We start from the raw sequence: 9,228 nt of genomic DNA on the forward strand, positions 1-9,228 counted from the left end.
AGGGCGGAGCGGGCATGCACGATGGCGCGGGTGAGGGCCGGATCGTCGGAGTCGATGACGAAGGCGTCCCAGTCCTGGCCGACCAGCACGATCCGCCCGCTGGACGAGAGCACCCGACGGGCCTCGGCCAACGCCCGCTCCGGCTCGGCCAACTCGTGGAACACCTTGTCGGCCCGGTAGCCGTCTACCGAGGCATCCGCCAGCGGCAGTTCGTACGCACCCGCGATCCGGAAGTCCTCCTCGGGCCACCGGCCGCGGGCGACGGCGATCATTCGCTCGCTCGGATCCACGCCGACGGCTTGCACACCCCTTTCGGCCAACTCCGCCACGGCCCGTCCGGTGCCGCAGCCCACGTCCACCACGGACTTTCCGGATCCGGGGCGGAGCAAGTCGTAGGAGAGAGAGCGCAGTTCGCCGGCGCCCGGCAGTCGGTCAGCCGCGTCGAGGCACCCGATGAGACCGTCCGCCGACCGGCGGGCCTGCTCCGTTTTCTTCGTCATGAGCGCCAGACTGCGACTTGATGTCGGCATGAAGTCAAGCGAGCACAGAACACCTGCGGGCGGCGAGCGCGAGCCGATGGGCATCGGCGCCCTCGCCGAACGTTTCGGCCTGGCCACGCACGTCCTGCGTCACTGGGAGGCGATGGGGGCTGCTCACGCCCGCGCGCGACGCCGCCGGCCGCCGTCGCTATGGGACCGCCGACCTCACACGCGTCGCCGTCGATGGCACGAACCTCACGGTCGTCAAGGTCGGTGGCACGCGACCGCGCTGCCGGGCCGAGGCTGGTCACTCTGCATGCCGCCCGACGCAGGCGTACAAGGCTCCGGCCCCTCCCCCGATTCGGACTCGGGGAAGGGGCCGGCTGCTACGAGTGGTTACGGTGCGGGCTCGACCCGCACGACGCCGGAGGCCGTCGCCTCCGGGCCCGTGCCGTCCGCCGGGGTGGAGGTCAGCTGCCAGGTGTAGGCGCCGGTCGCCACCGGGGTGCCCGAATCTGTCGTGCCGTCCCAGGAGACCCGTACCGCGCTGCGGGTGCTCCCGCCCGTCCAGGTGCGCACCACCTCGCCGGTCGTGCGGTGGGTGAGGGTCACCCGCCAGGACGCCGCGGGCTTGGAGAGCCACCATGCGGCGGCCCATTCACCGGTGCTGCCCTGCACCCATGCGGGAGGTGCGGCGGTGCGGGCGACGCGCAGCGCGGAGACCGCGTGCTGCGGCGCGGTGACGTGGACGGTGTCGTCCGCTCCGACCCAGGCGAGCTTGCCGGCGCCCGCGTCCAGGGTCCAAGTGGTGCCGCGCCCATCGCCGTTCGCGGCTTGCTTCAGGCCGGCGACGGTGCCCAGATCGGCCGTGCCGCCGTCCGCTTGCAGCGCGGTGAGGCGCAGATCGCCGGACGCGTCGCGGTGAGCCAGGAAGCGGTCGCCCAGGAGGGCGCCGGACGCCGGCGCGGGGTAGGTGCGCCCGGTCGCCAGGTCGCGCACGCCCGCCGCGTCCTGGGAGGCGCAGCTCCAGTACAGCAGGGTGCCGCTGCGCTGCAGTTCGTTCGGGACGCACGCGGTGCCTAGCGCGATGGTCCCGGTCACCGTGCCGGTGCGCACGTTCACCACCTTCACCGTGCCGGGATTGTTCAGAGCCGGCTTGAGCAGCCACTTCTGCTCCAGTACGGCGGCCTGCGCCGGCTGCTGGCGGACGATGCGGTCGTGGGCGGTGTCCACGACGTACTGCCGCCCATCCGCCTCGTACAGCACGAACTCCGGTGCCGTGTCGAGGATCCGGCCGCCCGTGCCCGGCAGTGGGAAGCTGTCCGCCGGGTGCTCCGGGTCGTCACCGGTCACCAGTACGTCGGTGCCGGTGCTCGGGTCGGCGACCAGCCGGGCCAGCCCCTCGTCGGTACCGTCGGCGAAGCGGCCTGCCGCGAGGCCCGCGAAATCGGGGAGCGCCGCGCCTTGCGCCGGGTCGAGCGCGGTGCCGATGTCCCTGCCGTGCAACGTCTTCGCGTCGGCAAGGGAGTTGACGTACCGAAGCCGCCCACGATCCAGGCTCAGTGCCTGGATCTCGCCGTCCGCCGTCTTGACCCGCGGAACCTCCCGCAGCGGCAGATCGAAGATCAGCCCCAGACCGTCCACGCTGAACAGGTGCACGGCGCGCTTGCCGTCGGCGTCCTTGCCGAGCACGACCAGTGAACCCGAGCCCTCGGTGCGCAGGAACGCCCGTTCGACGCCGCTCAGCAGCGTCCGCTCCGTCTCCGCCCCGGCGAAGGGGGTCAAACGCAACGGGTCGTCGTCGCCCTCGTACCAGAGCACGTTGTCGCCCACCACGAAGGCCGTGACTTCGCTGTCGGGCGACTTCGCGGCGAGCGGCACGATGCGCGGGGCGGCCGTGCTGCCGCGCTGCATGACCCGCACTCCGGGCTCCCCGCTGCGGGTGAACCAGCTGACGGTGTCCTGCGTGATCCGGAAGCTGCTCGCCTCACCGGTCACGGGCAGCGGGACGACTGTGCCGTTGTACGCGGTGAGGATGCCGTACCCCGGACTGCCGTCGGCGGTGCGGTAGCCGATCACGAGCTGGTTGGAGAAGGCGCCGAGCAGCACAGGCTCGGCGCCGGTCGTCGCTCCGGCTGGGAGCCGCACGACGGGATCGGCTGTCGGGGCCCCGCCCCGCGCCACGCGCAGCTGGTACGTGCCGTCCCCCTGGTCCACCGTGGCCAGGACCCAGCCGTTGGCGACCCGCGGGTTGAGGTATCCGGCGGGGACGCTGACGGTGTTGCTGAAGCCTGGATCCTCGATGCCGACCCGCACGACGTCGGTGCCGCCGTCCTCGCGCGGCTTGGTGTAGACGACGCGGTTGAACTCGTCGTGGCCCTGCACGATCGCGTCCTGCGGCACGCCGTCGAGCGCCGGGACGGGCTTGGTGGTGCGGTTGTACGTCGTGGTCCAGAGGTAGCCGCCGCCCTCGCGGTGCAACACGCCCTGGCTGCCGGTCGCCAGCACCGTCTCGGTCCCTTCGCCGTATGCGTCGGGCGCGGGTATGAGCACCTCGGCTGCGTCGGCTGCGTGAGCGGTGGCCGGCAGGACGGTGACCAGGCCTGCGGCCAGGACGGCGGCGATTGCGGTGGCGGTGGCGGTCTGCCGGGTTCGGCTGGTACGCCGGGTTCGGCTGATGTGGCTGGTCGTGCGCAGGTGATGGGACACCTGAACCCCCCAATTGTTAACCGTCGAAATTCGAGAATCTCGCTGTGAACACGGTTAACAGTACACCGTCGGGCGGGAGTTGTGCACGACTCGTGTGCCGCTCGTGTCACACAGGTGTCGCCGGGAGCCAGGGGGCTCGGGACCGGCCGGGCGCAGCGTTCGCATGACGTGGACGTTCCGGCATCGCGCTTGGCACCGCCCAAGCAACCTTCACGGGCGCGCCGCGGTCTTCCCGGGTGTGCAGTTCGAACGAGAGCCTTGAACGACGCGGCTTCACGGAGAGCCTGCAGTGAGGGTGATGAGGGTGAATCTGAACACCGTCGTGGCGTGGGTGGACGCACGCGAGAGACTGCCCCGGAGCGGTTACCCGGTGGCGGCGGCGATCACGGGCCGGTATCCGGCCGACGACGCCCCTGAGTCCGATGTCGCGGCAGTGGGTGAGGAGTTCTGGCTGGTGAGGCCGATGATCTTCACCACGCTGCACTTCGGTGAGGACGGGGCAGAGCACCGCGATTGCTTCGTCGACTCCGACGGGGTCGTCCGCTTGCCCTACGGCGGCGCCGGCGAAGAAACCGTGACTCACTGGGCTGCACTGCCCACCCTGCCGGGCAGGACGACGCACGGCGTACTCGGGAATGAAGTGCAGCCAGCCCTCCGGAACGCATGGGGCACTCACCCCACTGCCTGAATGCGGATAGCGGTCCGGCAGCAGCGTCGCCTGGAGAGGCAACCGTGGCGCCCGGCTGCCGAAGGGCGCATCCGGACGGTGGTCGCTGTCATCCGCCCGGCTCGAGCGCGAGAAAACGGGAAGCCCGGCAGTGGGCGAGGGCGTCCACGAGCAGCTCCAGCAGGCCAGTCAGGACACGGCGGCGGCCGCGGTCGGACGACGTGCATGCTGCCCCACTGCCACCTGGTGCGGGTTCCGTTCGCCTGGCCGCCGGCCGGATGACCTCCTCCCTGGCGAGGGGACGGCGGCGGCTTCCGGGCGCGCCGTACGCGGTCCGTGGATAGCGTGGAAGAACAGCACACGGCAGGTGAGGCTGATGACGGACAAGACCTACGACGCCATCGTCGTCGGGGCCCGCTGCGCGGGTGCGCCGACCGCGATGCTGCTGGCCCGCCGGGGCCACCGGGTTCTTCTGGTGGATCGCGCCCGATTCCCGAGCGACACCGTCTCCACGCACCTGATCCACCCGCCGGGCCTGGCGGCCCTGGACCGCTGGGGGCTGCTGAGCCGTGTGACCGCCGGTGATCTGCCGGAGATCACCACCTATTCCTTCGACCTCGGACCGGTCACCCTGGCGGGCTCCCCTGCCGGGTACGGGTTCTCCGGCTCCTACGCACCGCGCCGCACCGTCCTGGACAAGATCCTCGTGGATGCCGCCTCGGAAGCGGGCGTCGACGTGCGCGAGGGGTTCTCCGTGGACGAGTTGGTGTCCGGCGGCGAGGGTGCGGACGGGACCGTGACCGGGATCCGGGGCCGCGAACACGACAGACACCAAGTGACGGAGCACGCCCGGGTGGTGATCGGCGCGGACGGCGCCCACTCCTTCGTCGCGCGGACCGTCGGCGCCGCCTCGTACGCCGAGAAACCGAAACTGCAGGCCAGCTACTACACCTACTGGTCGGGGCTCGGGTTCGAGCACTTCGAGGCCTTCTTGCGGCCCGGCCGTGGATTCGCGGGCTGGCCCACCAACGACGGCCTGACCCTACTCATCTGCAGCTGGCCGATGCGCGAAGCTGACGCGCACCACACCGACGCCGAAGGCGCGTACCTGGCCACCATCGCCATGGCGCCCGCCCTCGCCGAACGGACCGCCTCGGCCACCCGCGTCGAGCGGCTCCTCGGGGCGGCGGTCCCGAACTACTTCCGCACACCGTACGGACCGGGCTGGGCCCTGGTGGGGGACGCCGGCTACCTCAAGGACTTCATCACCGCGCAGGGCATCCAGGACGGGTTCCAGGACGCGGAGCTGTGCGCCGGGGCCGTCGACGAGGCCCTCACCGGAAAGCGCCCCTTCGAGGAGGCCATGCGGGACTATCAGGAGGCCCGCGACGGGCGGGTTCGGGAGATGTACGAATTCACCGCAGACTTCGCGAACCTCGACCCGCCGACCCCGGACATGCAGCAGATGTTCGGCGCCATCGCGCAGCGGCAGGAGACGATGGACGGCTTCGCCCGGGTCGTCGCCGGGGTGACCGCTCCCTCGGCGTTCTTCTCCGACCCCGCACTGCACCGCGCGGCGGGCTGAGCCGCCCCGGCTGTCCCGCCCCGGCTGCCCCGTTCACTCGGACTCGTGGGGCACCGGGTCGGGCGGGCCGATCGAGCCGAGCAGGTTGAGCACGGTGGCCTCCATGGCGTGCCGCGCCTCCTCGGGGCTGAGCCCGGTGGATCGCCAGTGGTGCCAGGCACCCCAAGTGGTCACGGCGTCGAGCCCGTTGACCAGATCCGTACGCCGTCGACCCGACAGCCGGTCGAGCTCCTCGGCCAGCACCGCCTCCAGGCGCCGGCGGGCGTCGGCGAAGGCCTCCTCGGTGACCTGACGGATGCGGTCCGAGGGGTGGTCCATACGCATCATCGCCAGGCGTGCCGGGGTGATCCATTCGAGGATGCGGGCACGCTGTTCGACCAGGGCTGCCACACGCTCGGCGCGCGGACCGCCGGTGGGCAACGGCCTGATCTGCTCGGCGAGTTGTTCCAGCCGCCGGGTGATGGCGGTGTCCACGAGTTGGGCCATGTCGTCGAAGTGGTGGAACACCGATCGCCGTGAGACCCCCGCGTGCTGGGCCACCCGGTCGGCGGGGAAGTCCGTCTCCCCTTCGTCGAGGAGCGCGAGCAGCGCGTCGGCGATCTTCTCGCGGGTCTGTCGGCCGCGCGCGGTCCGGCCGTCCGCGGCGGCGGTGGTGGTGACCACGGCGGCGGTTGTAGCAGCGGCCGACAGGCTGCCGTGTTCCGGCTGCAGCGGGGTGTCGTGCTCGGGATTCTGCTCGGGTTCCTGCTCGGGACGCCTTCCCACCTGGGCTCCTCTCTCCGATTGACATTATTGCACTCCGAGTGCAACGGTAAATATGCACTCGGAGTGCAACTTCATCGCCGGAGGGAAACGCAGCACGATGTTCCTTGCTCTGGGCCGCTGGTGTGCCCGCAGACCGAGACGGATCCTCGCCCTCTGGGCTGCCGTGACAATCGCCGTGGCCGCTGCCGTGATGCTCCACGGCCGGGTCACCAGCGAGGCGGTCGTCATCCCCGGCAGCGACAGCCAGGCGGCCCGGGACGTGGCCGACGGTTTCCCCGGGCCCGTCTCCGGCAACCAGCCACTCGTACTCCACACGGCCCCGGACGGCCCGGTGCTGACTTCGGCCGCCGCGCAGAAGGCGGTCGAGGCGGCGGCCGCGGACGTGGCCCGGGTGGACCACGTGGTGAACGTCGGCACGCCGTACGGGACTTCGGGCCGGGCGGCCATGAGCCCGGACGGCCACACCGCCTACCTCTCGGTCGGGCTGGACGTGACGGGGCGCGACATCACCCCGGAGATCAGCGAGGCCGTACTGTCCGCCGCCGAGCCCGCCCGACAGGCGGGCATCGAGGTCACCGCCGGCGGCGAGCTCGCGGCCGCCGCCGACAAGGAGTCCACCGCGCACAGCGAGCTGATCGGGCTCGCGGCAGCCGCGGTCGTGCTGTTCCTCGGGCTGCGCAGGATCCTCGCGGCCGGCCTTCCCCTGGCTGTGGGAGTCGTGGGGCTCGTGATATCGCTGTCGGCGATCGGTCTGGTCGGGCACGTCCTCGACATGCCCTCGGCGGGCGCCACGATCGCGGCGATGATCGGCCTCGGCGTGGGCATCGACTACACCCTCTTCTGTCTGACGCGCTTCCGTGAACTCCTGGCCGAGGGACACGGAGTGGTGGACGCCGCCGGGTACACCACAGCGGGCGCCGGCAAGGCCGCCGCCTTCGCCGGCTGCGCGGTCGCAGCCGCTCTGGCGGGTCTGGCGCTCGGCGGGCTGCCGCTGTTGCACGCGCTGGCGCTCGCACCCGCAATCGCCGTACTCGTGGGGGTCCTCGCGGCCCTGACCCTGCTGCCGGCCCTGCTCGGCGTGCTCGGCCACCGGCTGGGCCGGAGGCCTGGGCGCTGGCTCACTCCGGCGATGCGCGCCGACACAGCCGACACGGCCGACACGGCCGACACCGCTGAGGCCGCTGAGGCCGTGCAGACCACCGACATCGCCGACCCTGCCGACGCGACCGACCCTGCGGGCGTGCGCTGGCAACGGCTCGCAAGGCACGTGGCCGGCCGCCCCTGGCGCTACCTGCTCGCGAGCCTGGTCCTGGTGGGCGTACTGGCCGCGCCGGCCACCCGGTTGGCGTTCGGCCAACTCGACGGGGGCGACAAGGCGGTCGGCACAGCGAGCCGTACCGCGTACGAGCAGCTGGCCGAGGCCTTCGGACCGGGCGTGAACGGCCCCCTCCAGGTGACCGAGACCTTGCCCACGCCGGCCGACGGACCCTCAGACCACCGCGTCGCGGCGGTCACCGAGGCCCTCGGGAAAACCCGCGGCGTGGCCGCGGTGAGCCCGGCCCGGCTCGGCACCGACGGTGACACGGTCCTCTGGCAGGTCACCCCGACCACCGGCCCCGGCGATCCGGACACCGTCGCGCTGGTGGACCGGCTGCGGGACACCACCCTGCCCGAGGCCACCGCAGGCACCGGGGCCACCACCCACGTCGGCGGGCCGACGGCCGCCCAGGCCGACCTGAACACGAGGCTCGCCACCCGGATGCCGGCGATCATCGCCACCGTCGTCCTCGTCGCCGGGCTGCTGCTGCTCCTGGCCTTCCGCGCACCCGTGGTCGCGGTCAAGGCGGCGGCGATGAACCTGATCTCGGTCGCGGCCTCGTACGGCGTACTGACCGCGGTGTTCCAGTGGGGGTGGGGGGCGAGCGTGCTCGGCCTCGACGGCCCGGTGCCGATACCGGGCTACGTTCCGCTGCTGATGTTCGCGGTGCTGTTCGGGCTCTCCATGGACTACGAGGTGTTCCTCCTGACCGCCGTACGCGAGTCCTACCTCCGGCACCGGGACAACACGCGCGCGGTCGTCGACGGACTGGCCGGCACGGCTCGGATCATCACCTCGGCAGCGATGATCATGGTCTGCGTGTTCCTCAGCTACCTGCTGTCCGACGACCCCGTGGTGAAGATGTTCGGAATCGGACTGGCCACGGCCGTGGCCCTGGACGCCACTGTCGTCCGCGGTCTGCTCGTCCCGACCAGCATGGTGCTCCTCGGCGAGCGCAACTGGTGGCTGCCGGCCTGGCTCGACCGAATCCTCCCCCGGGTGGACATCGAGGGCACTCCGGCACCCCCCGTCGGCGGCCCGCCCCGGGCCGCCGCTCCGGCTTCGGTTCCCCTGTCCGCATCCACGGCCTCATCCGGCTCCGACCTGCGTCTCCCTCGCTGAGGTACCCGCCCATGCCTTCGAAGACCGCGCAGACCCCCATGACCCCCGACACCCCGGCAACACCGAAGAAGCGGACCAGACGCATGGCTCTGCCACGGCGACAGGCCCGGCCTGTCATCGCCCTGGCCGTGCTGGCGGGCACCGCGCTTCTCACGGTCGACGCCCTCGCCCGCCACGTGGCGGAGGAGAGGTTCGCCGACCGTATCGCCGACCGCCACGGCAGCGGGCTGTCCGCGCCGGAGGTCAGCATCGAGGGCTACCCCTTCCTGCTCGACACCGCCCGGGGCACCCACCCAGAGGTGCGGCTCAAGGCGGACGCCCGGACGCGCGACGGCATCCCGGTCAAAACCGTGGTCGATCTCCGCGAGGTGTCCGAGCGCGCCGGCGGCTACGCGGCAGAGTCGGCCGACGCCACGTTCACCGCCCCGTTCGACTCACTCGGCTCACTCGGCTCACAGGGCGGCCGGAAGGTCCGGCTTTCCGACGCCGGCAACGGCCGACTGCGGATCGAGTCCGGCGTCCTGGGGATGCCGCTGATCATCACGGCCGAACTCCGCCTCGACGCAGGCGCCGTCACGCTGCA

Annotated in this window: 7 protein-coding genes and 1 pseudogene; 5 read left to right on the forward strand and 3 right to left on the reverse strand. The window is 71.9% G+C overall.

Features of this window, described 5'->3' with window-relative positions:
* Nucleotides 1-500, reverse strand: a 500-nt coding sequence (locus tag VIU94_RS13270) for a methyltransferase domain-containing protein (RefSeq protein ID WP_331910976.1), incomplete at its 3' end; no start/stop codon positions are given.
* A gap of 76 nt (nucleotides 501-576) precedes the next feature.
* Between VIU94_RS13270 and VIU94_RS13275 the strand changes: the two are divergent.
* Nucleotides 577-721, forward strand: a pseudogene (locus VIU94_RS13275) (MerR family transcriptional regulator); the annotation flags it as partial.
* A 154-nt stretch (nucleotides 722-875) separates the two neighbouring features.
* Here VIU94_RS13275 and VIU94_RS13280 read toward each other — a convergent pair.
* Nucleotides 876-3,188 carry a FlgD immunoglobulin-like domain containing protein gene (locus VIU94_RS13280; protein WP_331910978.1) on the reverse strand — a complete coding sequence of 771 codons (2,313 nt, stop codon included), beginning with the start codon at nucleotides 3,186-3,188 and terminating at the stop codon, nucleotides 876-878.
* Nucleotides 3,189-3,492: 304 nt separating this feature from the next.
* Between VIU94_RS13280 and VIU94_RS13285 the strand changes: the two genes are divergently transcribed.
* Together VIU94_RS13285 and VIU94_RS13290 are read left to right on the forward strand one after the other, a co-directional pair.
* On the forward strand, nucleotides 3,493-3,876 hold the full coding sequence (locus VIU94_RS13285) for an AQJ64_40280 family protein (RefSeq protein WP_414720940.1): 384 nt from the start codon (nucleotides 3,493-3,495) through the stop codon (nucleotides 3,874-3,876).
* A 355-nt stretch (nucleotides 3,877-4,231) separates the two neighbouring features.
* Complete coding sequence (locus VIU94_RS13290) at nucleotides 4,232-5,440, forward strand: NAD(P)/FAD-dependent oxidoreductase (RefSeq protein WP_331910982.1); 1,209 nt, start codon at nucleotides 4,232-4,234, stop codon at nucleotides 5,438-5,440.
* A 33-nt stretch (nucleotides 5,441-5,473) separates the two neighbouring features.
* On the opposite strand, the gene VIU94_RS13295 is transcribed toward VIU94_RS13290, so the two are convergent.
* On the reverse strand, nucleotides 5,474-6,205 hold the full coding sequence (locus tag VIU94_RS13295) for a TetR/AcrR family transcriptional regulator (protein WP_331910984.1): 732 nt from the start codon (nucleotides 6,203-6,205) through the stop codon (nucleotides 5,474-5,476).
* Nucleotides 6,206-6,380: 175 nt separating this feature from the next.
* On the opposite strand from VIU94_RS13295, the gene VIU94_RS13300 reads away from it, so the two are divergent.
* A complete protein-coding gene (locus VIU94_RS13300; protein ID WP_331910986.1) occupies nucleotides 6,381-8,645 on the forward strand; it encodes an MMPL family transporter in 2,265 nt (754 codons plus the stop codon).
* 11 nt (nucleotides 8,646-8,656) lie between these two features.
* Nucleotides 8,657-9,228, forward strand: a 572-nt coding sequence (locus tag VIU94_RS13305; protein WP_331910988.1) for an LmeA family phospholipid-binding protein, incomplete at its 3' end; no start/stop codon positions are given.

It is taken from the genome of Streptomyces sp. (assembly GCF_036566765.1).
Classification (GTDB): domain Bacteria; phylum Actinomycetota; class Actinomycetes; order Streptomycetales; family Streptomycetaceae; genus Streptomyces.